Here is a 25,273-nt window from a genome sequence, read left to right as displayed (position 1 = left end):
AGTGGCGGAGGGAATGGGGTGCCATGAGCAAGCGTGCAGTCCTGGAGGTGATCGCCCTCGACACCGAGGACGCGGTCGCCGCCCAGGCCGGAGGCGCGGACCGGCTGGAGCTGGTCACCGAGATGGCGGCCGACGGGCTCACCCCCTCGCCCGCCACCGTCGCCGCGATCCGCGCCGCCGTCGACATCGACCTGCGCGTGATGCTCCGCCTCGCGGACGGCTTCGCCGCCGGTGACGTGACACGGCTGGCCGGGGTCGCCGGCGAGCTGCGGGCGGCCGGCGCCGACCAGTTCGTGCTGGGCTTCCTGGACGCGGCCGGCGGTGTCGACCTGGCCGCGGTGGAGCGGGTCGTGGGCGCGCTCGACGGCTGCCCCTGGACGTTCCACCGGGCGATCGACCGGGCCGCCGACCGCGACGCCCTGCGCAAACACCTCGCCGACCTGCCCGGCCTGGACACCTACCTCACCGCCGGCTCCGCCACCGGCGTGGACGACGGCCTGCCCACCCTGCTCGCCGAGGAGGCACGCGGGGGTGAACCCGGCTACGCGCAGCAGATCCTGGTGGGCGGCGGCCTCCGGCTCGACCACGTGCCCCGGCTCCGGGCCGGCGGCCTCGCGGCGTTCCACATCGGCGGCGCGGCCCGCCCCGACGGCTGGCAGGGGCCGGTCTCGGCGGACGCGGTCACCCGCTGGCGCACGACCCTGGACGCCGACGCCGACGCCGACGCCGACGCCGACGCCGACGCTGACGCCTACGCCGACTAGCCGTATCGCGCGCTACCCGGCGAGCTGGGCGGGCAGGGGGTGCGCGTGGGTGACGATCAGGCCCGACACGGCGCGGGTCAGCGCCACGTACAGCCGGCGCAGGCCCGTGCGTTCGTCCGGTTCGCCGTCCACCACGGCCCGCGGCTCGTCCAGGACCACGTAGTCGTACTCCAGGCCCTTGGCGAGGGAGGCCGGGACGAGGGTCAGCCGGGTCTCCCGGGTCGTCTCCTGGCCCGGCCCGAGGTATCCGATGCCGGCCGCGGTCAGCGCCTCGGCCAGCTCCGGGATCCGGGCGTCGGCCGCGATCAGGCCGGTCGAGCCCTCGTTGCACAGCAGCTCGGCGCAGGCGGCGACGACACCGGCCGGCTCCGCGACCGTACGGATCTCGAAGAGGCCCGGGTTCTCCCGGACGGAGGCGACCGGGGTGAGGCCGGGCGCGATGTGGGGCAGCAGCCGGGAGGCGTACGTGATGACGTCCGTCGGCACGCGGAAACCGGCCGTCAGCTCCTCGACGACCCCGTCCGGCTTGCCGAGGTGGCCCAGCGCCTCCGCCCAGCTCCGGGTCGCCCACGGGGTCGTGCCCTGCGCGAGGTCGCCCAGGACGGTCGCGCTGCCGGTGGTGCAGCGGCGGCCGACCGCGCGGTACTGCATCGGGGACAGGTCCTGCGCCTCGTCCAGGACGACGTGGCCGAGCGAGGACGTGCGCTGGATCAGGTCGGTCGCCTCGTCGATCAGCACGGCGTCCGCCGCCGACCACCTGGCCGCCTTCACGCTCCGCACCGGCCTGTCCCACAGGATCGTCCGCTGCTCGTCCCCGTCCAGGAGCCCGGCGGCGTGTTCGGCGAGGAACTCCGGGTCGGTCAGCAGCCGCAGCACCAGCTTCGCCGGGTCGACGGCCGGCCAGACGGTCTTCACGGCCGCCTTCACCGCGGCGTTGCGGGCGACCGCGTCCTGCACCCGGTCGTCCGGGGCCTCCCCGGCCCGCTCCATCTGCACGAGCACCGCGTGCGCGATGCGCTGCGGCAGGGCCTCGCGGGCGGCCCCGTAGCGGATGTCCCGCGCCAGCAGCTCGCGGACGATGTCCTCCAGCTCGTACGCCGGGACCCGCCGGCGCCGGGAGCCGCGCACCACCACGACCGGCTCGGCCGGCATGGTCACGTGGGAGTACAGGGCCCGGCGCAGCACCTCGGCCATCCGGGCGTCGCCCTTGACGACGGCGGCGGGCGCGTCGTCGGTGCCGCGCACCTCCACATGGGCGACGAGGTCGTCGACGGTGGCCTGCTGCACGGCCAGCTCGCCCAGGGCGGGCAGCACCTGTTCGATGTAGTGCAGGAAGGACCGGTTCGGTCCGATGACGAGGGTGCCGGTGCGGGCCAGCCGCTCGCGGTGGGCGTAGAGCAGGTAGGCCACCCGGTGCAGGCCGACGGCCGTCTTGCCGGTCCCCGGCCCTCCCTGCACGCAGACCGTGCCGCCGAGCCCGCTGCGGACGATCTCGTCCTGCTCGGGCTGGATGGTGGCGACGATGTCCCGCATCGGGCCGACGCGCGGCCGTTCGATCTCCTGCTGGAGCAGCTTGCTGGTGGGGCCGTCCTCCGTCGGGCCGGCCGGGTCACCGAGGTGCTCGTCCTCGTACGCCGTGAGGTCCCCGCCCGTGTAGCCGAAGCGGCGGCGCAGCCCGACGTCCATGGGGTCCTTGCGGGACGCCCGGTAGAACGGCTGCGAGACCGGTGCGCGCCAGTCGATGACCATGGGGTCGCCGTGGGCGTCGTGCACGTGCCGCCGCCCGATGTAGAAGCGTCCGCCCGTCTCCCACCGCTGTTCCTGGTAGTCGAGGCGGCCGAAGAACAGCGGGGTGCCGCTGAGGTCGGCCAGTGCCTTGACGCGCGCCTCGATCTGCCGGGCGAGCACTTCGGCGTTGACCCAGTTCGCGGTGACGTCCCGGATGTCCAGGGCCTCCGCGTCCTCGCGCATGGCGCGCAGGGCGGCACGGGACGCGGCGAGGTGGGCGCGTTCGCGGGCGAGGGGGTCGTCGGTGGGCGTGGACAAGGGGGTGCCTCCGGTGGGCCTGCTGCGTGGGCTGTGACGATGCCGTCCGGTTTCCGGCCGGGCGGCGGCGCTCCGTGGCGGAGGCGGGCAAGAGCGGAGATTGTAGAGGGGCCGTCGGGTGGGGGCCACCGAATATCGGTGCCGCATGTCGGTGCCGCGGGGATTCACGGCACGCGCGGCACCGAAGATCGACATAAAGTCATATCCGTGCGGAAACGGACGGTGACGCCTCTCCCCCCGGCCCCTGCCCCTCCCGCGTCCGTCCTGCCTGTCCTGCCCGTGCTCCTCCTGGTGCTCTCCCTCGGCTGCTTCACCGCCCTGTGCGTGGCGCAGCGGGCCCCGATGGCCGACCTGCTGGTGTACCGGGCCGAGGGCGCCGCCGCGGCGCACGGCGGCGACCTGTACGGCTTCACGGTCACCGAGTGGCGGCTCCCGGCGACCTACCCGCCCTTCGCGGCACTCCTCTTCGTCCCCGTCGCCTGGCTCCCCCTGCCCGTCCTGAAGGCGGCCTCCCTGGCGGGCGACGCGGTTCTGCTCGCCGGCCTGGTCGCCCTCTCCGCCCGCCTGGCGTCCCGCCCGCTGTCCCCGGCCCGGTTGTGCACGGCCACCGCCGCCGCGCTCTGGCTGGAACCGGTGTTCCAGACGGTCCTGTTCGGCCAGGTCAACCTGGCCGTCGTCTGCCTGACCCTGTGGGACCTGACCCGGCCGCCCGGCGCCCGCACCCGGGGCCTGGCCCTCGGCCTGGCGGCCGGCGTCAAACTCACCCCGGTCCTCTTCCTGGTCTACCTGCTGCTGCGCGGACGCCGGCGGCAGGCGGCCACGGCGGCGGCCGGTCTCGCCGCCACCGTCCTGCTCGGCTTCCTGCTGCTCCCCGCGGCGAGCGCCGACTTCTGGACCCGGCGGCTGTACGAGACCGGCCGGGTCGGCAAGGCGTGGATCGTGGACAACCAGTCCCTGCGGGGGCTGGTCGCGCGGGCCCTGCACGACCCCGCGCCGGGTCTCGCCTGGGCGCTGCCGGCGGCGGCGGTCGCGGTGGCGGGCCTCGCGCTGGCCCGCCGTGCCCGCCGGGAGAGCCACGGCGTCCTGCTGACCGCGTTCACGGCCCTGCTGGTCTGCCCGGTCAGCTGGACCCACCACTGGGTGTGGTGCGTGCCGCTGCTCGCGGTGCTGCTGGCGGAGGGCCGCACCCGTACGGCCGTGCTGGTGGCCCTCGTCTTCACCGCCCGCACGATGTGGCTGGTCCCCCACGCGGGCGGCCTGGACCTGGAACTGCCGTGGTGGCAGCAGCCGTTGGCAGCACCGTACGCCCTGCTGCCGTTCCTCCTGCCGTTCCTCCTGCCGTTCGGACGGGCCGGCTCGTGTGACAGCATGATCAACCGTTGTCCGAACCTCACGACCGAGCAAACGGGGAAATCGCATGCCGTTCTCGACGCTTCCGATCCGTAAGGCGGTGGGCGCTCTGACCGCCGCCACCGCCCTGGCCCTGGGCGCCACCGTCCTGGCCGCGCCCGGCGCCTTCGCCGTGGACTCGTCCGGGTGCACCAAGAACATCAAGGACGCCACCTACCCGGTCGTCCAGTGGGACCACGCCGACATGCACACCGGCCCCGGCTACACCTACAAGGTGAAGAAGTCCGTCTTCGCGGGCAGCAAGGTGCGCGTGTACTGCACCGCGTACAAGAAGGGCGTCACCTGGTACTACGGCAAGTCCGGCACGACCAAGGGCTGGATGGACAGCTACGCGTTCTTCTAGACCGACCGGCCGCCCCGGCGGCCCTTCCGGTCAGGCCTGGCCCTCCGCCAGGATCTCGTCCGCGTCCATGATCCGGTACGCGTACCCCTGCTCCGCCAGGAACCGCTGGCGGTGGGCGGCGAAGTCCTGGTCGAGGGTGTCGCGTGCGACGACCGAGTAGAAGTGCGCCTGGTGGCCGTCGGCCTTGGGGCGCAGCACCCGGCCGAGCCGCTGGGCCTCCTCCTGCCGGGAGCCGAACGTCCCCGACACCTGGACGGCGACCGTGGCCTCCGGCAGGTCGATGGAGAAGTTGGCGACCTTCGACACCACCAGCACGCTGATCTCGCCCTGGCGGAAGGCGTCGAAGAGCTTCTCCCGCTGCGCGTTGGAGGTCTCGCCCTTGATGACGGGCGCGTTCAGGTGCTCGCCCAGCTCGTCCAGCTGGTCGATGTACTGGCCGATGACCAGGATCTGCTGCCCCGCGAACCGGCGGACGATCGCCTCCGTGACCTTCCGCTTGGTGGCGGTGGTCGCGCAGAAGCGGTACTTCTCCTCCGCCTCGGCGGTGGCGTACGCCAGCCGCTCGGTGTCGGTGAGGTTGACGCGGACCTCGACGCAGTCGGCGGGCGCGATGTAGCCCTGCGCCTCGATCTCCTTCCAGGGCGCGTCGAACCGCTTCGGCCCGATCAGCGAGAACACGTCCGACTCGCGGCCGTCCTCGCGGACCAGCGTCGCCGTCAGACCCAGGCGCCGCCGCGCCTGGAGGTCGGCGGTGAACTTGAAGACGGGCGCGGGCAGCAGGTGCACCTCGTCGTAGACGATCAGCCCCCAGTCCCGGGAGTCGAACAGCTCCAGGTGCGGGTAGACGCCCTTCCGCCGGGTCGTGAGGACCTGGTAGGTGGCGATGGTGACGGGACGGATCTCCTTGCGCGTCCCGCTGTACTCGCCGATCTCCTCCTCGGTCAGCGACGTCCGCTTCACCAGCTCGTGCTTCCACTGCCGGGCCGAGACGGTGTTGGTGACGAGGATCAGGGTGGTGGACCGGGCCTGGGCCATCGCCCCGGCCCCGACCAGCGTCTTGCCCGCGCCGCAGGGCAGCACCACGACGCCGCTGCCACCGTGCCAGAAGTTCTCCACGGCCTGCTTCTGGTACGGCCGCAGCGCCCAGTCGTCCTCCAGGAGGTCGATGGGGTGCGCCTCACCGTCGACGTACCCGGCGAGGTCCTCGGCCGGCCAGCCCAGCTTCAGCAGCGTCTGCTTGATCTGCCCGCGCTCCGAGGGGTGCACGGCCACGGTGTCCGCGTCGATACGGTTGCCGACCAGCGGGGCGATCCGCTTGGACTTCAGCACCTCCTCCAGCACCGGGCGGTCGGTGGTGGTGAGGACGAGGCCGTGCGCGGGGTGCTTGCTCAGGGTGAGGCGGCCGTAGCGGTCCATCGTCTCGGCGATGTCGACGAGCAGCGCGTGCGGCACCGGGTACCGGCTGTACTCCACGAGGGCGTCCACGACCTGCTCGGCGTCGTGGCCGGCGGCGCGCGCGTTCCACAGGCCGAGCGGGGTCACCCGGTAGGTGTGGATGTGCTCGGGTGCCCGCTCCAGCTCGGCGAAGGGCGCGATGGCACGCCGGCAGTCCCCGGCCCGCTCGTGGTCGACCTCCAGGAGCAGGGTCTTGTCGGACTGGACGATCAGTGGACCGTTCACGCGCGGCACACCCTTTCCGCAATAGCCAAACGTCCAGTGTGCCTCATCCAGCGGGGTTCCCCCCAGGTTCCCGGGGGCCGATGGCGTCACCGGGGCGGTCTCACTCCTCCGCCAGCTCGGCGACCCCCGTGATCCGGTGCAGCGGATACGTCCGCACCTCGTCCGCCGTGTGGTCGTACGCCGTCACGAAGCCGCCCTCGACACGGATCGGCGCGATGACCCGCTGGCTGGCGGCGCCCTCGGCGTTGACGTAGCCGATCCACACGGAGTCGCCGGTCAGGACGGCGGCCTGCATGGTGGCCAGGGTGTCGGCGGAGGACGTGCGGGGCAGCTCGCCGCCCGCGGGGGACCCGTCGACGGCCTTGCGCGGGGTGGTGGCGGCCAGGTCACCGGCCCGGATCGCGCGGACCGCCGCCGCGAGGAGCGTGGCGTCGGGCGGCGGCGGCCCCTCCGGCACCGGCTCGGGCGCGGCACGCGGCGGGGTGCGGTGGGCATGGGCGCGGGCGATCAGCACGTCGCCCTCGGCGGACTCGGCGGCGGGCGCGTACCCCATGCCGCGCAGCCCCTCCAGCAGCGTCACCGGGTCGTTCTGGGAGGCCAGCACGGTCGGGGCGAGACGGCGCAGGCGCAGGCCGGCGGCGCGCCGGTCGGCGAGGATCTCGTTCAGCAGGGCGTCGTCGTCGCAGCGGACGTACGCGGAGGCCGCGCCGACCCGCAGGTGGCCGTGTCTGCGGGCCACGTCGTCGATGAGGTAGGCGAGCGGCTGCGGGACCGGGGTGCGGGAGTGCTCGGCGAGGAAGGCGTGCAGGTCGGCGGCGGTCCGGCCGGCGTCCAGGGCGCGGCGCACGGACGCCGGGGTGAACCGGTACACGGTCGCGCCGCCCTTGGACTCCACGTCCGCGAGCACCCCCAGCACGTCCGCGAGCGGGCGGCGCAGCGGGCCGGGGGCGACCGCGGTCAGGTCCGCCTGGAGCAGCACGTGGTCCAGGGGCTCCGGCAGCAGCGGGGCGAGCAGCCGGGCCGCGGCGGCGGTCGCGACGGCCTGGTCGGTCTCGGAGAGGGGCGCGAGCCGGACGGCGGGCCGGTGGTGGTGCACGGGCAGCTTGTCACCGGGTCCGGCCGGGTCCGCGGCGGCGGCAGCGGACGCGCCGGAAGCGGACGCACCACCGGGTGCGGGGGAGCCGGTCGCCGACGGCCCGGCCTCGGGCGCGGCGGGCCGGGCGGCACCGGAGCGGGCGCCGGAACCGGCGGGGGGTGCGCCGAGCAGCGCGCGGCCGTGCGCCGACAGGGCGCCCCGCCCGGTCACGCCCAGCAGCTCGGCCTCCGTCAGGGTCCAGCGGGCGAGCCGGGAACGCAGGTCCTCCTCGCCGCCGTCCTTCCCCCACGCGCCGCCGCGCTCGCGCGGGGCGGTGCCCACGGGGCCGCGCAGCGGGTGCTCCCAGCGCAGCCGGGACAGCACCGACTCGGCGTCCGGGGCCGCGCCCTGCGGCAGCGCCGCCAGCAGGGCCAGCACCCGGTGCCGCACCTCGGGCGCGGCGGACCGGTCCAGGCCCGGGCCGAGCGCCGACAGCGTGCGGTCCTTGGCGTCCCGGCCGCCGATCAGCCCCGGGGTGCGGGTGGCCGTCAGCCAGGCCCGGGCGAGCCGGCCCCAGCGTTCGGCGGGAGGCGTCTCCAGCCACTCGTCGTAGGCGGGCGTGGCCGCGTACCGCTCGTCGGCCTCGCCGTCGGAGGCGATCAGACCGGCCGCGTGGGCCAGTTCGACCCAGAACGCGGCGACCGGCTCCGACACGTCCAGGGCGACGGCGGTCCGCTTCAGGTCACGGACGCTCAGCCCGCCCGCCCGCAGCACCGCCGGCCCGCCCTCGTCCCAGTCCTTCAGCAGCTCCTCGACGGTGGCCAGGGCGGTGTACGCCTGCCCGGCGGCCGTCGCGTCCACCACCTGCGGGCTGTGCGCCGCGGCCGGCACCACCGCGGGCGGCAGCGGCTCGGGCGTGCGGTGGGCACGGCCCTCCCGCAGATGCAGGGCCACCTCGCGGGGCAGGACGACCGTGCCGGGAGCCGTCGGCAGCAGCAGCCCACGGTCCAGCAGCCAGCGCAGATGCGCGGCCGGATCCGCGGTGACCTGCCCGTACGGCGGCCCCCACACCAGCCGGGACAGCACCTCACGGGCGGCCTCCGGCGCCCCGGCGAGCAGCTTCGCCATCTTCTTGCGATGGGTGAACAGCCCGGCCAGCGCGGTCACCGCGGACACCGAGTCATGCGTCGACGCCAGCCCCGCCGTCGTCACGATCTCCTGGATGCGGCCCGGCGACATGCCCGAGGTGGCCTCCTGCACGGTCGGGCCGAGCCCGGTCGGCGACGGATGCTGCGGGGACGGCGCGAGCAGCTCGCGGGCGGTCCGCACCAGCCGCAGCCGGACGTCGTCGCCCCACACCAGCGCCTGCTCGCGCAGGGTGCCCAGAGCCCGCGGCAGCGCGGCGGCCACCGCCTCGTCCACGGCGTCCCCCGCCATCAGCCCCAGCAGCGTGTCGTACGACGCCGGGTCCGGGGCCACCGCCAGTGCCTCCGCCGTCTGCAACGCGAACCGGTCAAGCCGCTCCAGCGCGCGCAGCACCGAGGCCCGCGTACCGGCGCGGGTGGCGAGCTGGGTCAGGTCGGTGGGGACGGGGGTGATGAGGTCCGGGCGGCTGCGCAGCAGCGCGGCCAGGGAGGCGTCGTCCCTGGCGCGGAGCGCTTCCGCGAGGGACCGAGGGACTGAGTGGGCCTCGGGGCTCATCCGGCCAACGGTAGCGGACTTCCCCGTGCCGGGGGCGCCGGGAAAGAAGCGGTACGGTCCTCACGGGGTTTCAGTCGGCGTCACCCCGGAGGGGTTTCGTGGGGATCGAGAGCGACCAGGTCGTCTACGAGTATCTGAGCCGCGTCGGGGACATCGCGCAGCGACGGCAGCTGCCGTCCGCCACCCGCATGCGGCTCGTGTCGGAGCTGCGCAACGAGATCGACAGGTCGCGGGCGAGGACGACGGTGGACTCGCCCGCCGCCGTCCGCCGCATCCTGGAGCGCCTGGGCACCCCCGACGAGGTCGTCTCGGCGGCGGACGGCACCGCCGGGGGGCCGCAGCCGCCCAGCACCGCCGTCCCGGCCCAGCCCGCGGACCGGGAGCGGGCGCCGGGCCCGGGGCCGGTGGAGTCGGCGCGGGGCCGGTGGGGGCGGGCCGTACCGCGTCCGCGCGCCGCCGAGCCGGCCCCGCCCGCCGCGTCCTCCCCGCCGCATCTCGCGCCCGCGCACGAGCTCGGGGACGGGGTGGCGATGCCCGACTGGTGGCGGATGAGCGCCGGTGGCCCGTCGGCGGACCTCGATCCGGTGCCGGGGTTCGTCGGCGGGGTGGAGATCCCGGAGCTGCTCAGACGGCCGCCGGAGGTCGAGGCGGCCGGTGCTCGCAAGGCCGAGGCGGTGGCGGAGTCCGGCGGGGACGGGGACGGGGAAGGGACCGAAGCCGGCGTCGTGGCCGGGACCGGCCGGCGCCGCCGCCTTCCCCGGCCCGCGGCCGGCTGGTCCAACCCGTTGTTGCTGCTGGGGGCCGCCGCGCTGGTCGCCGGTGCCGTGCTCGGCAACTGGATCCCGCTGCTGCTGGGCTGGCTGATCGCCTACGGCTCCCGGCGGCTGACGCCCGCGGAGACGAAATGGGCGGTGCTGGTGCTGCCCGGTACGGCGGTCGCGGCCGGGCTGGTGTGGCTGTGGGGGCGCACCGAGGGCCGGTGGGGGCAGCCGATCGCCCAGGGCCACATGAACGACGCCGTCGGGGAGACGTGGCCGTGGGTGGTCAGGGGAGCGGCGGTGGCCACGGCGCTGTACCTGGCGTGGCGCTCACAGCGGAAGTGACTCCGCCGGTTCGGCGGTGGGACCCGGGTGCGGGTGGGTCGGGGTCGCTCGCGCAGTTCCCCGCGCCCCTTTTCGGGCGCTGTCGTCGAGCGTGGCGGAACCGGCACAATACGGCGTATGGCTTCCTCACTGACCGTCGGGTTCGACCTGGACATGACCCTCATCGACTCGCGGCCGGGCATCCGTGCCTGTTACCTGGCGCTGTCGGAACGGACGGGGACGTTCATCGACGCCGATCTGGCGGTGACCCGGCTGGGGCCGCCGCTCGCCGAGGAGCTGATCCACTGGTTCCCGGCCGATCAGGTGCCGGTGATGGCCGATCTGTACCGGGAGATGTACCCGTCGAGGGCCATCACCGCGACGCCGGCCATGGACGGGGCCCGGGAGGCCATCGACGCGGTCCGCGCGGCGGGCGGCCGGACGATGGTGGTGACGGCGAAGTACGAGCCGAACGCCAAACTGCACCTGGCCCACCTCGGCATCGAGCCGGACGTGGTCGTCGGTGACCTGTGGGCCGAGCAGAAGGCGCTGGCGCTGCGCGAGCACGGCGCGGGCGTGTACGTCGGCGACCACGTCGGCGACGTGCGCGGGGCCCGCACGGCGGGGGCGTTGTCGGTGGCCGTGGCGACCGGCCCGTGCCCGGCCGAGGAACTGCGCGCGGCCGGGGCGGACGTCGTCCTGGACGACCTGTCGGCGTTCCCGGCGTGGCTCGCCGGCTACCGGGAGGCGTCCCTCGCCTGACGCCGTCCCGCGGCGACGGACCGCAGGACACCGGCGCCGGCGACGAGGAATCCGACGGCCATGAGCATGCTCAAACCGAACATGTACGTCGGGAAAGGCGTCGCGCCGAGCAGCATCGGTGCCACCGTGACCAGGGTGGCCACCGCCCCGACGAAGAAGACGACGGCACCGGCGCGGATCAGTCCGTCACCGGGCGCGGTGGAATTCGGTTGGGTTTTGTCACGCACCGGACCAGGGTAGTTCCTGGCGCGACAGAACAGCCGAGGGCCGTCTTGTCACCGGCCCGAAGACCATTAGCCTTGGTAGCGGCGGGTCACGGTCGACCCGCTCTGTGCTATCAAGAGCCGTTTCCGAAGCATTCCCCCAACGAGTACGAGGACGAGGACAGACGTGCCTACCGGCAAGGTCAAGTGGTTCAACAGCGAGAAGGGCTTCGGCTTCCTCTCCCGCGACGACGGCGGTGACGTCTTCGTTCATTCCTCTGTTCTCCCCGCCGGAGTCGATGTGCTCAAGCCGGGCCAGCGCGTGGAGTTCGGGGTGGTCGCCGGCCAGCGCGGCGACCAGGCGCTGTCGGTCATCGTGCTCGACCCGACGCCGTCGGTCGCCGCCGCCCAGCGCAAGAAGCCGGACGAGCTGGCCTCGATCGTGCAGGACCTGACGACTGTCCTGGAGAACATCACGCCGCAGCTGGAGAAGGGCCGTTACCCCGACAAGGTCTCCGGCAAGAAGATCGCCGGCCTGCTCCGTGCGGTCGCCGACCAACTGGACGTCTAGGCAGTCGTCGCCGTCAGGGAAACGCGAGCGCGTCCGGGCCGAGGGGCGGCACCAGTCCCTCGGCCGCCGCACGCGTGAGCAGTCCGCGGACCGCGGCGTAACCGTCCTCGCCGAGGCCGGCGGTGAACTCGTTGACGTACAGCCCGATGTGCTGGTCGGCGACGGCCGGGTCCATCTCCTGGGCGTGCGCCAGGACGTACGGACGGGAGGCCTCCGGGTCGTCCCAGGCGGCCCGCACCGAGGCGCGGACGGACTCGGCGAGCCGGCCGAGCGTCTCGGCGCCCAGCGCGCGCCGGGCGATGATCGCGCCGAGCGGGATCGGCAGCCCGGTGGTCAGCTCCCAGTGCTCGCCCATGTCGGCGAGCTTGTGCAGCCCGTAGTCCCGGTAGGTGAAGCGGGCCTCGTGGATGACCAGTCCGGCGTCCACCTTGCCGTCCCGTACGGCCGGCATGATCTCGTGGAAGGGCAGGACGACGATCTCGCCGACCCCGCCGGGCAGCGTGTCCGCGGCCCACAGGCGGAACAGCAGGTAGGCGGTGGACTTCTCGCTGGGCACCGCGACCGTACGGCCCGTCAGGTCGGCACCGGGCTCGCGGGTGAGGACCAGCGGTCCGCAGCCCCGGCCCAGCGCGCCGCCGCACGGCAGCAGCGCGTACGTGTCGAGGACGTACGGCAGGACGGCGTACGACACCTTCAGCACGTCCGACTCGCCGCGCTCGGCCATGCCGTTGGTGATGTCGATGTCGGCGAAGGTCACGTCCAGCGCGGGGGCGCCGGGGACGCGCCCGTGGGCGAGGGCGTCGAAGACGAAGGTGTCGTTGGGGCACGGCGAGTACGCGATCTTCAACGGCTCGGTGCTCGGCGACACGGTGCTCAGCGGCTCAGTGCTCATGCGGGTTCCAACTCTCCAGTGCGGGCGCCAGCTTCCCGAAGCCCTCGGTGAGGGCGGCGAGGGCGTCGCCGATGCGCCAGGCGGCCCGGTCGCGGGGCCCGACGGCGTTGGAGACGGCGCGGATCTCCAGCACGGGCACCCCGTGCGCGGCGGCGGCCTCGGCCACCCCGAACCCCTCCATGCCCTCGGCGAGCGCACCGGGGTGCCGGGCGCGCAGGGCGGCGGCGCGGGCGGCGGTGCCGGTCACGGTGGAGACGGTCAGGATGGTGCCGGTACGAGCGCCGGTGGCCTCGGACACGACTCGTACGAGTGATTCCGGCGGGCGGTGGGTGATGGTTCCGAACCCGAGTTCGGTGACCGGCAGGAAGCCGTCGGCGGTCTCGGCGCCGAGGTCGGCCACGGTGACCGCGTCGGCGACGACCAGGGAGCCGACGGGCGCGCCGGGCGGGAAGCCGCCGCCGATCCCGGCCGAGACCACCAGGCCGTAGGGCCGGCCGGCCAGCGCGGCGGCGGTGAGGGCACCGGCGGTGGACGCGGCGGCGAGCGCCGGGCCGACCCCGGCGGCCAGCAGATCCCAGCCGGCGGCCGTACGGGACAGCACCGCGCCCGGCAGCCGTATCTCCTCGGCCGCGGGCAGCGCCCGGGCCACCGCGTCCCGCTCGACGGGGACCGCGGTGGCGACCAGGACCCGTACCGCCGTCGTGATCAGGCCTTCTTCAGCTTGAAGGACCAGACGCCCTCGTTCGACTTGCCGCCCATGCGGATGGACACCGTGTTGGTGTCGCCCTGGGTGCCGTACTGCGTGTTGAAGAAGGCGCTGCTCGGGATGGTCCGGTACGTCTCCTTGCTGGTGTCGGTGAACTGGCGGCCGTTCACCAGGAGGATCCAGCCGGCGTCCGCGATCTTCGGGTCGACGCCGACGCGGACGGTCTCGTCCTGGCCGACCTTGATCGACTCGACGTCGCCGGCCTTCTTGACGCACTTCGCCAGCGACTTGTCGTCGAGGGCCTTGCCGTCGTTGTAGCAGAGAGCCTCGGCGTTGACCGAGCTCCTGCCGACGGTGATCGTCGCGACGGGTGTCGGCTTGTCGCAGGCCGACAGGGCGAGCAGTCCGGCGGAAACGGCGCCGGCGGCGGCGACGGCGCGGCGGCGTCGCACAACGGATTGCAGCGTGGTCATGGCCGAAGGCTATCGGGCGCCCGTGGCCGACCGCCCACGCGGGGTGCGGCGTGCCCGGTTCGTTACGCCGGGCGTGCCCGCGGCCGGGCGGCCCGTGCCCGGATCGTCACGCCACCCGGCGTCCGGGTCCGACCGCCGTGCCGGGACCGTCACGCCACCTGGGCCCGGGCCCGGGTGCCGTGCCGGGCCGACGCCAGCAGCCCCCGCAGGGTGCTCAGCCAGCCGACGGCCACGAACGCGGCGCCGGTCAGCAGCCCCACCGTGCCGTTGAGCGGCATCACGATGCCGACCGCGCCGCCGAACACCCACGCCATCTGGAGCAGCGTCTCCGAGCGGGCGAACGCCGAGGTCCGCACCGCCTCCGGCACGTCCCGCTGGATCAGCGCGTCGAGTGCCAGCTTGGCCAGCGCCTGCGCGAACCCGGCGACCGCGGCGAGGCAGGCCACCAGGAACGCCCCGAAGAACACGGCGGCGATCACGGCGGCACCGACGACCACCGCGACCACGGTCACGATGATGATCTCCGGGGCGCGGGACTTCAGCCACGCCCCCACGGCCGTCCCCAGCGCGTTGCCCGTGCCCGCCGCGACCCCCACCACGCCCAGCGACACCGCCGCGCTCTCCCCGGTCAGCGGGTGCTCGCGCAGCAGGAACGCGAGGAAGAAGATCAGGAAGCCGGACAGGCAGCGCAGGCCGGCGTTGGCGCCGAGCGCGTGCGTGACGGCCGGCCCGACGGTCCGCAGCCCCGGCCGCTTCGGCGGGGTGCGGCACGAGCCGTGCCGATGCTCCTCGTCGGCCGCGAGCAGCGCCCTGCCCTCGCCCTTGGCCGAGTCGACCGTGGGCGGCAGGGAGAACGACAGGATCGTTCCGCCCACGAAGATCACGAAGGCGCCGTACAGCGGCCACGGGTCTCCTATGGCGTGCAGTCCCGCCGCGACCGGCGCGGCGGCACCCGTGGCCAGCAGCCCGGCGAGGGTCACCCGGGAGTTGGCCTTCACCAGCGAGAACCCGCGCGGCAGCAGCCGGGGCACGACGGCACTTCTGACCACGCCGTACGCCTTCGACGCCACCAGCACGCCCAGCGCCGCCGGATACAGCTCCAGGCTGCCGGTCGCCACCGCGCCCGAGATGATCAGCGCGAGCAGCGCCCGCGCGAGCATCGCCCCGGCCATCGCCGCCCGCCGCCCGTGCGGCAGCCGGTCCAGCAGGGGCCCGATGACGGGGGCGAGCACCGTGAACGGCGCCATCGTGATGGCGAGGTACAGCGCGACCCGCCCGCGCGCCTCGTCGGTGGGCACGGAGAAGAACACGGTGGAGGCGAGCGCGACGGTGATCATCACATCGCCGGCGCCGTTCACCGCGTGCAGTTCGATCAGCTTGCCCAGGCCCGACTCGCCGGCCCCGTGCGCGTGCGTCACCTTGCGGATGCCGCGCGCCGTACCGGTGACCGGAAGGTGCAGGGCACGCCCCACCGAGCGGACGGCACCTCCCACCCGGCCCGAACCGCCGCCCCGACCCTCTACCTTGTCCGCGGCTGCCACGACGTTCATAGTGCCCCGAGATCGGCATCGATAGTGCCCTCCGTACGCGTGTGGCGGCGTACAAGGCTCTGATCGGGGGCCGCCGGGGCTTCGGAACGGGGTCCCGCGACCCCCACTCGGCCGGGGCGGGTGGCCGGGTCGGGGAATCCACGAATCCCGCCCGGTGTAGCGTGCCTATCTCAGCCATAACGCAGAATGGATGGCAGAGGTGCGCCCGGGCGCGCGGATGCAGACGTCGATGCGGTCCCCTGGTCCGCTCCGTAGGCGAAACCGCCGGAGGCAGCCGCACTCGATGAGACGGCGTAGGAGAGAAGCGATACCTGTGAGCGCAGCGACCACGCGAAGCCGCACCCCCGACCGCCTGTGCGCCGAGGCCGTCGACCTCGCACGCGCCGCCGCCGAGGAGGCCGCCGCGCCCGGCGTGGTCGGTGAGCACAGCGGCGTGGTGTCCGAGGGCGACCGCGTTGTCACGCACTTCTTCGACTGCGAGGAGCTGGGCTACCGGGGCTGGCGCTGGGCCGTGACGGTGGCCCGCGCCTCCCGCGCCAAGGTCGTCACGCTCGACGAGGTCGTCCTGCTGCCCGGCCCCGACGCCCTCCTCGCCCCCGAGTGGGTGCCGTGGAGCGAGCGCCTGCGCCCCGGTGACCTCGGCCCCGGCGACCTGCTCCCCACCGACCAGGACGACCTGCGCCTGGAGCCCGGCTACACCGGCGAGGAGGAGCCGCTGCCCAGCGCGGCGGTCTCCGAGGAGATGCGGGAACTGGCCGAGGCGGAGGACGCCGACGTCACCCCCGGCACCCCCGCCGTCCAGCAGGCCGTTCCCGCCCGGGGGACGATCGCCGCCGTCGCCGAGGAACTCGGCATGCGCCGGGCCCGCGTCCTGTCCCGCTACGGCCTGCACAGCGCCGCCGACCGCTGGGAAGAGGCCTTCGGCCCCAAGACCCCCATGGCCCAGGCGGCCCCCGCCAGCTGCGTCAGCTGCGGCTTCCTCGTTCCCATCGGCGGCTCCCTCGGCCAGGCCTTCGGCGTCTGCGCCAACGAGTTCTCGCCGGCGGACGGCCACGTGGTCTCCCTCGCCTACGGCTGCGGCGGCCACTCCGAGGCGGCGGTCATGCCCAAGCCCCCGCAGCCCGCCGCGCCGGTCATCGACGAGACCCGCGTCGACCCCTTCCCGCTCCGCCCCGCCCGCGACTCCGGCTCCGTCCCGGACACCGGCGACGACGAGACGGCGGAACTCGGGCACTCCTGACCCACGGCCGCCGCCGGGCCGCCCCCTGACCGCAGGCACACCTCCGCCCACACGGTCTTCCTCGGCGACGGCCCCGGCGCCGTACCCCACCGCCGCGCCAGCGCGTCCACGAGCAGCAGCCCCCGGCCCGCGTCGGCATCCGGCGCGGGCCGCCCCGGCTCGGGCAGCCGGTCACCGCGCGTGTCGGTCACCTCGATACGGAGGGTGTCCCCGACGGCGTACAGCGTCAGCCGGAAGTCCCGGCCCGTGACCCGGCCGTGAGTGGCCGCGTTGGCGGCCAGCTCCGCCACGATCAGCGCCGCCGGGTCCAGCGGCAGCCCCCACGACCGCAGTTGCTCCGTCGCCAGCAGCCGGGCCAGCCGGGCCCCTCGGGGCGTGGGCGACAGCTGCACCGTGAAGTTCGGGATGGGGGTGGAGATTTGCTCGTTCACATCACTCAGAGTGGCTGCGCCTGCTACCTGTGAACAGTGACTACGCGGTTGCGTACGGTCACTGTCCATCGCTTGTCCGGGTGGGTCCGGGCTGTAGAGGAGGGGTGCGCTGTGAGCGAGGAAGAGGAGCCGGGGTGGGAGGTCGATCCCGATGACGAGTGGGGGCTCGCCGTCATCACCACGGTGGGGCGCCAGTTGAAACTGCGCCGCGAGGCGCGGGGGATGCGCGCGGGCGACTTCGGCAGGGCCGCGGGGTACGGCGAGGACATGGTGTACAAGATCGAGTCCGGCAAACGCATCCCCAGGCCGGAGTACCTCGACAAGGCCGACAGGATCCTCGACGCGGGCGGGCTGCTCGCCGCGATGAAGGAGGACGTGGAGAAGGTCCGCTATCCGAAGAAGGTCCGGGACTTGGCGGAGGTGGAAGCCAGGGCGGTCGAGTACGGGGTGTACGTCGGTCTCAGCGTTCACGGCCTGTTGCAGACACCGGAGCATGCCCGAGCCCTGTTCGAGGTGTCCCAGTCCGCCTACTCGGAGGCAGACCTCGAGAGGCTCGTAGCCGCTCGCATGGCGCGCAAGGCGATCTTCGAGCGAACTCCGGCTCCTGCGCTCAGTTTTGTGCAAGAGGAGGTGACGTTGTGCCGACAGGTGGGAGGCACAATGATGTGGCGTCAGCAGCTCGAACACCTGCTTGATGTTGCTCAACGCCGCAATGTCACCTTGCAGGTGATGCCGACCGACTCGGGAGCCCACCCCGGGCTGAGCGGCAAGATCGAGGTGCTGAAGTTCGGAGACGGAACGGCGGTGGGACGCTCCGACGGTGCGTTCAACGGCCGACCTACCTCTGACCCGAAACAGCTCCGCATTCTGGAGCTGCGATACGGCACTATCCGGGCGCAGGCGCTCTCCCCGCGGGAGTCGCTGGCCTTCATCGAGCACCTGCTGGGAGAGACATGATCCGCTGGTTCAAGAGCAGCTACAGCGACGGGCCTGAGGGTGACTCTTGCGTCGAAGTCGGCCTGGACTGGTTCAAGAGCAGCTACAGCAGCAGCAGCGAAGGCGACTCCTGCGTCGAGGTCGCCACCGCCCCCTCCACCATCCACATCCGCGACTCCAAGCAGACCGGCGGAGCCGTCCTCACCGTCGCGCCCGCGACCTGGACCGACTTCGTCCGGCACGCGGCCGCCCGCTGAACTAGCCCCGCGTCAGGGTGGTTTCGTGCGCCGTGCGCAACTCCGCCTCCGACGTGGCCAGTTCCAGGCGGAGGTGGGCCGCGCGGCCGCGCAGGGTCAGGGTCATGAGCTGGTTGCCGAACCACGGCCCGCCCTGCTTGCGCCACCTGACCGGAGGTCGCTCGCAGCGGCCGTGCCGGGCGAGGAGGCGTCCCAGCACGCGGGCCGGGGCGCTCCAGCCGAAGCGGAAGCCGACCCGCATCGACAGGGGCACGGAGTTGTGGACGGGTGAGCAGGTGAGCTGGACGACGGGGATGTTCGGGCCGTCGGTCGGCCAGGAGGCCCGGGCGAGGTAGCCGTGGTGCACGTCCCCGGAGAGCACGCACACGCTCGCGGGGGCGTCCGACGCGGTCCCGATCTCGGCGATCAGCGCGGCGAGGGAGGCGAAGGAGCGGGGGAAGGCGGCCCAGTGCTCCAGGTCGGCGCGGCGGCGCAGGTACTCGCCGAAGCGGGCCCAGCGCGCCCCGCGTTCCCCGGCGCACAGGGCGGCGTCCCAGTTCTCGGTGTCGTGCACGAGGTGCGGGAGCAGCCAGGGCAGGGAGGTGCCCAGGAGCAGGTGGTCGTACGCTCCCGGGTCGGACAGCACCTGTTCGCGCAGCCAGTCGGCCTCGCCGGGGGTGAGCATGGACCGGCGGTCCTCCTCCAGGACGCGGGCCGCCCGGGAGTCCACCATCACCACCCGGACCCGGCCGAAGTCGCGCCGGTAGCTGAAGCGGACCGCGGAGGGGTCGGCGTCGGCCCGTATCGCGAGGTCGCGCAGCGCGTCGGTGCCGTCAGGGGTGGCGCGTACGGCGGCGTAGGCGGGGTCCTCGGCCAGTTCGGCGGGGGAGAGGTTGCCGAGGTGCTGGTGGACCCAGTAGGACATCAGGCCGCTGAGGATCCGTTCCTGCCACCAGTCGGTGGCGCGCATGTCGGCGAGCCAGGCGGCGGAGGTGTTCCAGTCGTCCACGACGTCGTGGTCGTCGAAGATCATGAAGCTGGGCACGGTGGACAGCAGCCAGCGGATCTCCGGGTCGAGCCAGGACTCGTGGTAGAGGTGGCAGTACTCCTCGTAGTCCGTGACCTGGCTGCCGGGTGCCTGGTCCAGGTCGCGGCGGCCGGCCAGCCAGCGCCGGGTGTTCTCGGAGGTCTCGTCCGCGTACACCTGGTCGCCCAGCAGCAGCAGGACGTCGGGGCGCCGGGCGCCGGGATCGGCCGCCAGCCGGGTGGCGAGGGTGTCGAGGGCGTCCGGGCCGACCGGGTCGGTGCCGTCGGCCGGGGGCGCGGCCCAGCGGCATGACCCGAAGGTGACCCGGACGGCGTCGCCGGCGCCGGGTGCCCGGATCACCGAGGGCGGGAAGGGGGAGTCGGGCAGGGGCCACACCGCGGCGTCGTCCAGGAACACCTCGTACGACGGTGCGCCGTCCGGCCGCAGCCCGGTGACCGTGACGAGCGCGTAGTGGTGTCCGGCGACCTGGAAGGTGGGGGCCGTGCCGCCCGCGCCGTCCGAGCAGCGCACCCGCACCGTGCAGGGCCGGCTCGCCTCGACCCACACGGTCGCGCAGGAGTCGTCGGTGTACCTCAGCACTGGTCCCAGACGCAGTTCCGGCACGTGAGGGCCCTCCGGTCTCGCACTGTACGAATAGGAACGACCGTAGCGACCGTACAGGGCGCACCCGGCGGCGGTCGTCCCCCGGGTCAGGTCGTGCGTCTGGGTCCGCTCTGCGCGGGCACGTGGGAGGAGACCGCGACAGGGTCCGGCGGGACGGCCCCGGCGAGTGGCCAGGCGGGAGAGGCGGTCCATGGCCGAGCACGAGCAGGTGACGGAGACACGGGACACCCACGGCACGGTGCGGGAGGACGAGCTGCTGCGGGGTCTGGAGGTGGACGACCGGCAGCCGGAACGGCCGGTGCTCCTTGGAGCCGACGGCGGGCCGGTGGAGACCTGGCGGGAGAACCACCCCTACGACAGCAGGCTCGGCCGGCGCGAGTACGAGCGGACCAAGCGGATACTCCAGATAGAGCTGCTCAAACTCCAGCGCTGGGTGAAGGAGACGGGCCGGCGGGTCGTCGTGGTCTGCGAGGGCCGGGACGCGGCCGGCAAGGGCGGCACCATCAAGCGGATGACCGAGCGGCTCAACCCCCGCGGGGCGCGCGTGGTGGCGCTGGACAGGCCCACCGAGCGCGAGGCGGGACAGTGGTACTTCCAGCGGTACGTGACGCACCTCCCGGGCCGCGGCGAGATCGTCTTCTTCGACCGCTCCTGGTACAACCGGGCCGGGGTCGAACGGGTCATGGGTTTCTGCACGGACGCCGAGTACGAGCAGTTCCTCGCGCAGACCCCGATGTTCGAGCGGCTGCTCACCGACGACGGCATCCTGCTGGTGAAGTTCTGGTTCTCGGTGTCCCGCGCCGAGCAGCGCACCCGGTTCGCGATCCGCCAGGTCGACCCGGTGCGCCGCTGGAAGCTCTCGCCCACCGATCTGGCCTCCCTCGACCGCTGGGACGACTACACCGCGGCCAAGGTCGAGATGTTCCGGGCGACGGACACGGCACACGCGCCCTGGACGGTCGTGAAGAACAACGACAAGCGGCGGGGCCGGCTGGAAGCGATGCGCAGTCTGCTCGACCGCTTCGACTACCTCGCCAAGGACACCAAGGCGGTGGGCACCCCCGATCCGCTGATCGTCGGCGCGGCGGACACCCTGCTGGAGCCGGGCGAGGAACCCACGGCGCTGTCGCCGACACCGCTGGCCGGGCCCGGTAACGGCCCCGGGAACCATCCCGGCCCGCGGTGACGGCCGGCCGCTTCCACCACCACTGAGGAGACGCAGAGCATGGGGACGGTGGTCCACGTCCCGCAGACGCGGGACATGATCGGGGAGGAACTCTCCGGCGACGAGGCCTTCACCGCGCTGCGGCGCTACGGGGGCGTACGGCTGCTGCTCGACGCGTTCTCCCGGTTCCGCTACGCCGACGGTTTCACCAACGCGCGGGCCCTCGGCTTCCAGATCGTGCTGGGCATGGTGCCGCTCGTCATCGCGCTGGTCGGGCTCGCCACGGCCGCGCACACGGAGAGCGTGGGGCGCGTCATCGAGCTGACCCTGCGCGGGATCGTGCCGGGGGGCGGCTCGGACGTCATCCAGGACGCGCTGCGCGGCACCCGCCGCACCGCCGGCTCCGACCTGTGGGGCAAGGTCGCGCTCTGCCTGGGCCTGGCCTTCTCCGTCCTCAACCTCGCCTCGGCCATGGGCCAGGTCGAACGGGGCGCCAACCGCATCTACGGCATCGAACGGGACCGGCCCTTCCCCCGCAAGTACGGCAGGGCCGTGCTCCTCGCGTTCGCCGCCGGCGTGCCGATGGTCCTGGGCTTCCTCGTCCTCGTCGCGGGCGAGGCCGTCGGCGCCGCGACGACCGAGGCGCTGGGCATGCCCGCGCCCCCCGCGTGGTGGGGCGCCCTGGAGGTGCCCGTGGGCACGGCCCTCGCCTGGGTGGCGTCCGCCGTCATCCTGCGCTGGTCGCCGCGCCGGGACCAGCCCGGGTACACCTGGCTGGCGTTCGGTTCCGCCGTCCACCTGGTGCTGTGGGTCGTCGCGACCTGGCTGCTGGCCCTCTACGTCTCCCGGAGCGGCTCCTTCGGCGCCGTGTACGGGCCGCTGACCGCCTTCGTGGCCCTGCTGCTGTGGGCCAACCTCACGGCGGTCGCCCTGTTCCTGGGCATCGCGTTCGCCGCCCAGCTGGAAGCCGCGCGCGCCGGTCTGGGCCGTGCCGTCAACCCGGATCCAGGGCCGGGACCCTGACGCGGAGGCACGGCGGTGCGGAGGGGCGTTCCTCCTGGCCACCGGCGTTCCCGTGCCCGGGCGACCGGCCCCGGCCCCGCGCCCGCCCCGCCCCTTCGGTCTCCCGCCCGCCGGCGCTGTACCTTCGACCTCACGTCGACGAGGAGAGTGAACGTGAGCAAGTTCGTGCGGCCGGCGGCCGAGGGCGCCGACCCCTTCGGCACCGCCCGTCTGCGCCGCGGCGTTCTCGACGCCTGGGCGACCAGCCCCGCCCGGTTCCGTGAGGACGCCAACGCCGAGGAGGACCTCGTCCTGGGCGGCTACCGCGACCGGCTCGTGGTGGAGCTGGCCCAGAACGCCGCCGACGCCGCCGCCCGGGCGGGCGTGCCGGGGCGGCTGCGGCTCACCCTCCGCGACGGCGTGCTGGTGGCCGCGAACACCGGCGCGGCCCTGGACGCCGCCGGTGTCGAGTCGCTGTCCACGCTGCGGGCCTCCGCGAAGCGGGACGCCGGGAGCACGCACGGCGCCGTCGGCCGGTTCGGCGTCGGTTTCGCCGCCGTCCTCGCGGTGACGGACGAACCCGCGGTCGTGGGACGGCACGGCGGGGTGCGCTGGTCCCTCGCCGAGGCGCGGGAGCTGGCCGCCGGCACCGCCCGGCACAGCCCCGGACTCGGCGACGAGGTGCGGCGCCGCGACGGACACGTGCCGCTGCTGCGGCTGCCCTTCGCCGCCGAGGGCACGGCCCCGGACCCGTACGACACCGCCGTCATCCTGCCGCTGCGGGACGCCGCCGCGGCCGGTCTCGCCGAGCGGCTCCTCGACGCCGTCGACGACGCGCTGCTCCTCGCCCTGCCGGGCCTGGACGAGGTCGTGATCGAGGTGGACGCCGCGCCGGCCCGGACCCTGTGCCGGCGTGCCGAGGGCGCCCTCACCGTCGTGGAGGACTCCCGGGAGGGCGCGACGGCGTGGCGGACCGCGTCCGCGCACGGCCCGCTCACCCCCGACCTGCTCGCCGACCGGCCCGTGGAGGAACGGCTGCGGCCCCACTGGTCGGTGACCTGGGCGGTGCCCGCCGACGAGCAGGGGCGGCCGGTGCCGCCCCGCACGAGTGCCGTCCTGCACGCGCCGACCCCCAGCGACGAGCCGCTGGGGGTGCCCGCCCTGCTCATCGCCTCCTTCCCTCTCGACACCACCCGCCGGCACGCGGCACCCGGCCCCCTCACCGACTTCCTGGTGCAGCGCGCGGCCGACGTCTACACCGAACTCCTCGCCGGCTGGCGGCCGGTGACCGACGGGATCATCGGCCTCGTGCCCGGGCCGCTGGGCCGCGGCGAGCTGGACGGGGCGCTGCGGCAGGCGGTCCTGGAGCGGCTGCCGCGCACCGCCTTCCTGCCGCCGGCCGTCGAGCCGGACGGCGACGACGAACTGCCCGAGGCCCTGCGCCCCCGGGACGCCGAGATCGTGGAGGGCGCCGGGGCCGGCACCGTACGCGTCCTCGCCGAGGTGCTGCCCACGCTGCTGCCCGCCGGGCTGGAGCGGCGCGCCGAGCTGCGCACCCTCGGGGTCGCCCGGCTGCCGCTCGCCGATGCCGTCGACCGGCTCGCCGGTCTGGAGAAGGATCCCGACTGGTGGTGGCGGCTCTACGACAGCCTCGCCGGCATCGACCCCGACCGGCTCTCCGGCCTGCCGGTGCCCCTCGCGGACGGGCGTACGGCCGTCGGACCCCGGCAGGTCCTCCTGCCCACCCCCGACGCCGCCCTCGTCGACCCCGACGTCCTCGGGCGGCTCGGCCTGAAGGTCGCCCACGAGGACGCCGCGCACCCGCTGCTGGAGAAGCTGGGCGCGCTGCCCGCGTCGCCGCGCGCGGTGCTGACGACTCCGCAGGTGCGGGCCGCCGTGGCCGGTTCCCTGGACGAGGGTGGCGGGGCCGGCTGGGAGGAGGACGCGCCGGACGCCGAGGAACTGGCCGAGACCGTCCTCGCCCTGGTCCGCGACGCCGGGCTGGAGCCGGGCGACGAACCCTGGCTGGGTGCCCTGGCGCTGCCCGACGAGGACGGCGAACTCGCGCCCGCCGGTGAACTCGTTCTCCCCGGCAGTCCGTTCGCCCGGGTGATCCGGGAGGGCGAACTGGCCGCCGTGGACGCCGGACTGGCCGAGCGGTGGGGTGCGCAGCCGCTGGCCGCCTGCGGGGTGCTCGCCGACTTCGCGCTCGTGCGCGCCACCGACGTCGTCCTCGACCCGGACGAACTGGAGCCCCGCGAGGGCGACTACGCCGAAAGCGACGACCCCGGCCTGCTGGACGCCGTCGACGTGTGGTGCGAGGACATCCTCGACCGGTTCCCGGACAGCCCGGTGCCGCCGGTCGCCACCGAACTCGTCGCCGTGCGCGACCTGGACCTGGTGGACGACGCCCACTGGCCCGAGGCGCTGGCCCTGCTGGCCCGGCCGCCGCTGCGGGACGCCCTGACCCAGCCGGTGCGCGTCCTGCTGCCCGACGGCACCCACGAGGCCGTACGGCCGTACACCGCCTGGTGGCTGCGCGGGCACCCCGTCCTGGACGGGCGGCGCCCGGCCGGTCTGCTCGCCGCCGGCGGGGACCCGCTGCTGCGCGGGCTGTACGAAGAGGCCGACGCCACCGGGTTCGAGGACGAGCAGGTGCTGCGGGCGCTCGGCGTGCGCACCTCCGTCGGCGCGCTGCTGGACGAGCCCGGCGGCGCCGCCGAACTGCTGGACCGGCTCGCCGACCCGGACCGCCCGGTCACGGCCGCCCAACTGCACGGCCTGTACGGCGCGCTGGCGGACCTGGACCCCGAGCAGGTGACGCTGCCGGACGAGCTGCGGGCCGTGGTCGACGGACGGGTGGAGGTCGTGGACGCCGGTGCGGCCGTCGTGGTCGACTCCCCGGACCTGCTGCCGTTCACCGCCGGGGTGCCGCTGCTGCCGGTCCGGCCCGCGCGGGCCGCCGAGCTGGCCGAGCTGCTCCAGGTGCGGCGCCTGAGCGAGTCCGTCACCGGCGAGGTGCACTCGGAGGGGACCGAGCACGAGGTGCCCCGCCCGGTGCGGGTGCTGCTCGGGCCGCGGACGCCCGGCACCTACGTCGAGCACGGCGAACTCCTCGTGGACGGCGTCGAGATCGACTGGCGGCTCACCGACGACGGCGTACTGCACGCGGCCACGCTGGAGGGCGTCGCCGCGGGCCTGGCGTGGGCGGCGGGACAGTGGCCGCGGCGGTTCGAGGTGGCCGCGCTGCTGGAGGACCCGTCGCGGACGGAGGAACTGGCGCGGGACCGGTGGTTCGACTGACCGCGGCCGTGCGGGTCCCGAGGGTTCCCGACGGGCCGCTGGAAAAATCCG

At 74.3% G+C, this 25,273-nt stretch carries 21 protein-coding genes and 1 pseudogene; 12 read left to right on the top strand and 10 right to left on the bottom strand.

Going from position 1 to position 25,273, the window contains the following annotated elements; genetic code table 11:
* Nucleotides 1-23 precede the first annotated feature (23 nt).
* A complete protein-coding gene (locus tag AB0F03_RS06880; protein ID WP_361987250.1) occupies nucleotides 24-764 on the top strand; it encodes a copper homeostasis protein CutC in 741 nt (246 codons plus the stop codon).
* Nucleotides 765-776: 12 nt separating this feature from the next.
* Here AB0F03_RS06880 and AB0F03_RS06875 read toward each other — a convergent pair whose 3' ends face one another.
* The gene (locus AB0F03_RS06875) at nucleotides 777-2,810 is read right to left on the bottom strand and encodes a UvrD-helicase domain-containing protein (RefSeq protein ID WP_361987248.1); all 2,034 of its coding nucleotides are present in this window, start codon (nucleotides 2,808-2,810) and stop codon (nucleotides 777-779) included.
* A gap of 342 nt (nucleotides 2,811-3,152) precedes the next feature.
* Between AB0F03_RS06875 and AB0F03_RS06870 the strand changes: the two genes are divergently transcribed.
* Both AB0F03_RS06870 and AB0F03_RS06865 read left to right on the top strand, forming a co-directional pair.
* Nucleotides 3,153-4,256 (top strand): glycosyltransferase 87 family protein, encoded by a 1,104-nt coding sequence (locus tag AB0F03_RS06870; RefSeq protein ID WP_361987515.1) that lies wholly within the window; start codon nucleotides 3,153-3,155, stop codon nucleotides 4,254-4,256.
* The gene (locus tag AB0F03_RS06865) at nucleotides 4,228-4,563 is read left to right on the top strand and encodes a hypothetical protein (RefSeq protein ID WP_361987246.1); all 336 of its coding nucleotides are present in this window, start codon (nucleotides 4,228-4,230) and stop codon (nucleotides 4,561-4,563) included. Before AB0F03_RS06870 ends, AB0F03_RS06865 begins: the two co-directional genes overlap by 29 nt.
* A gap of 30 nt (nucleotides 4,564-4,593) precedes the next feature.
* Here the strand turns inward: AB0F03_RS06865 and AB0F03_RS06860 are convergent, their stop codons facing one another.
* On the bottom strand, nucleotides 4,594-6,243 hold the full coding sequence (locus AB0F03_RS06860) for a DNA repair helicase XPB (RefSeq protein ID WP_361987244.1): 1,650 nt from the start codon (nucleotides 6,241-6,243) through the stop codon (nucleotides 4,594-4,596).
* A gap of 100 nt (nucleotides 6,244-6,343) precedes the next feature.
* Nucleotides 6,344-9,019, bottom strand: a complete 2,676-nt coding sequence (locus tag AB0F03_RS06855; RefSeq protein ID WP_361987242.1) for a helicase C-terminal domain-containing protein — start codon at nucleotides 9,017-9,019, stop codon at nucleotides 6,344-6,346.
* Nucleotides 9,020-9,117: 98 nt separating this feature from the next.
* Between AB0F03_RS06855 and AB0F03_RS06850 the strand changes: the two genes are divergently transcribed.
* Both AB0F03_RS06850 and AB0F03_RS06845 read left to right on the top strand, forming a co-directional pair.
* Nucleotides 9,118-10,122 (top strand): hypothetical protein, encoded by a 1,005-nt coding sequence (locus tag AB0F03_RS06850; RefSeq protein ID WP_361987240.1) that lies wholly within the window; start codon nucleotides 9,118-9,120, stop codon nucleotides 10,120-10,122.
* 117 nt (nucleotides 10,123-10,239) lie between these two features.
* A complete protein-coding gene (locus AB0F03_RS06845) occupies nucleotides 10,240-10,863 on the top strand; it encodes an HAD family hydrolase (RefSeq protein ID WP_361987238.1) in 624 nt (207 codons plus the stop codon).
* On the opposite strand, the gene AB0F03_RS06840 is transcribed toward AB0F03_RS06845, so the two are convergent.
* Nucleotides 10,839-11,090, bottom strand: coding sequence for a hypothetical protein (locus AB0F03_RS06840; protein WP_356817893.1), 252 nt, complete (start codon nucleotides 11,088-11,090; stop codon nucleotides 10,839-10,841). The genes AB0F03_RS06845 and AB0F03_RS06840 overlap by 25 nt on opposite strands.
* 163 nt (nucleotides 11,091-11,253) lie before the next feature.
* On the opposite strand from AB0F03_RS06840, the gene AB0F03_RS06835 reads away from it, so the two are divergent.
* Entirely contained in the window at nucleotides 11,254-11,637 is a 384-nt protein-coding gene (locus AB0F03_RS06835; RefSeq protein ID WP_361987236.1) for a cold-shock protein, read from the top strand.
* 13 nt (nucleotides 11,638-11,650) lie between these two features.
* Here AB0F03_RS06835 and AB0F03_RS06830 read toward each other — a convergent pair whose 3' ends face one another.
* The 4 genes from AB0F03_RS06830 to AB0F03_RS06815 form a co-directional block, all read right to left on the bottom strand.
* Nucleotides 11,651-12,529 carry a 1,4-dihydroxy-6-naphthoate synthase gene (locus tag AB0F03_RS06830; protein WP_361987234.1) on the bottom strand — a complete coding sequence of 293 codons (879 nt, stop codon included), beginning with the start codon at nucleotides 12,527-12,529 and terminating at the stop codon, nucleotides 11,651-11,653.
* Nucleotides 12,519-13,262, bottom strand: a complete 744-nt coding sequence (locus tag AB0F03_RS06825) for a futalosine hydrolase (RefSeq protein ID WP_361987513.1) — start codon at nucleotides 13,260-13,262, stop codon at nucleotides 12,519-12,521. Before AB0F03_RS06825 ends, AB0F03_RS06830 begins: the two co-directional genes overlap by 11 nt.
* A complete protein-coding gene (locus AB0F03_RS06820) occupies nucleotides 13,235-13,708 on the bottom strand; it encodes a DUF2771 domain-containing protein (protein ID WP_361987232.1) in 474 nt (157 codons plus the stop codon). The genes AB0F03_RS06825 and AB0F03_RS06820 overlap by 28 nt, the downstream gene beginning before the upstream one ends.
* Nucleotides 13,709-13,857: 149 nt before the next feature.
* Nucleotides 13,858-15,201 (bottom strand): MFS transporter, encoded by a 1,344-nt coding sequence (locus AB0F03_RS06815; RefSeq protein WP_361987511.1) that lies wholly within the window; start codon nucleotides 15,199-15,201, stop codon nucleotides 13,858-13,860.
* Between the two features lie 370 nt (nucleotides 15,202-15,571).
* Here AB0F03_RS06815 and AB0F03_RS06810 point away from each other — a divergent pair, with 370 nt between their 5' ends.
* Nucleotides 15,572-16,498, top strand: coding sequence for a DUF3027 domain-containing protein (locus tag AB0F03_RS06810; RefSeq protein WP_361987230.1), 927 nt, complete (start codon nucleotides 15,572-15,574; stop codon nucleotides 16,496-16,498).
* Between the two features lie 38 nt (nucleotides 16,499-16,536).
* On the opposite strand, the pseudogene AB0F03_RS06805 reads toward AB0F03_RS06810, so the two are convergent.
* Nucleotides 16,537-16,929 (bottom strand): annotated as a pseudogene (locus AB0F03_RS06805) (ATP-binding protein); the annotation flags it as partial.
* A 111-nt stretch (nucleotides 16,930-17,040) separates the two neighbouring features.
* Here AB0F03_RS06805 and AB0F03_RS06800 point away from each other — a divergent pair.
* Nucleotides 17,041-17,886, top strand: a complete 846-nt coding sequence (locus AB0F03_RS06800) for a helix-turn-helix transcriptional regulator (RefSeq protein ID WP_361987228.1) — start codon at nucleotides 17,041-17,043, stop codon at nucleotides 17,884-17,886.
* Entirely contained in the window at nucleotides 17,883-18,122 is a 240-nt protein-coding gene (locus AB0F03_RS06795) for a DUF397 domain-containing protein (protein WP_361987226.1), read from the top strand. Before AB0F03_RS06800 ends, AB0F03_RS06795 begins: the two co-directional genes overlap by 4 nt.
* 1 nt (nucleotide 18,123) lies before the next feature.
* Here AB0F03_RS06795 and AB0F03_RS06790 read toward each other — a convergent pair whose 3' ends face one another.
* The gene (locus AB0F03_RS06790) at nucleotides 18,124-19,752 is read right to left on the bottom strand and encodes an alkaline phosphatase D family protein (protein WP_361987224.1); all 1,629 of its coding nucleotides are present in this window, start codon (nucleotides 19,750-19,752) and stop codon (nucleotides 18,124-18,126) included.
* Nucleotides 19,753-19,942: 190 nt separating this feature from the next.
* On the opposite strand from AB0F03_RS06790, the gene ppk2 reads away from it, so the two are divergent.
* The 3 genes from ppk2 (at nucleotide 19,943) to AB0F03_RS06775 (ending at nucleotide 25,222) form a co-directional block, all read left to right on the top strand.
* The gene (gene ppk2 / locus AB0F03_RS06785) at nucleotides 19,943-20,938 is read left to right on the top strand and encodes a polyphosphate kinase 2 (RefSeq protein WP_361987222.1); all 996 of its coding nucleotides are present in this window, start codon (nucleotides 19,943-19,945) and stop codon (nucleotides 20,936-20,938) included.
* Nucleotides 20,939-20,977: 39 nt separating this feature from the next.
* A complete protein-coding gene (locus AB0F03_RS06780; protein WP_361987220.1) occupies nucleotides 20,978-21,940 on the top strand; it encodes a YihY/virulence factor BrkB family protein in 963 nt (320 codons plus the stop codon).
* A 153-nt stretch (nucleotides 21,941-22,093) separates the two neighbouring features.
* On the top strand, nucleotides 22,094-25,222 hold the full coding sequence (locus tag AB0F03_RS06775) for a molecular chaperone Hsp90 (RefSeq protein ID WP_361987218.1): 3,129 nt from the start codon (nucleotides 22,094-22,096) through the stop codon (nucleotides 25,220-25,222).
* Nucleotides 25,223-25,273 lie beyond the last annotated feature (51 nt).

The organism is Streptomyces sp. NPDC028722 (assembly GCF_040637655.1).
Taxonomy (GTDB): domain Bacteria; phylum Actinomycetota; class Actinomycetes; order Streptomycetales; family Streptomycetaceae; genus Streptomyces.
The sequence above is the reverse complement of the archived record's forward strand: the minus strand, read 5'-3'. Positions and strand labels throughout refer to the sequence as shown.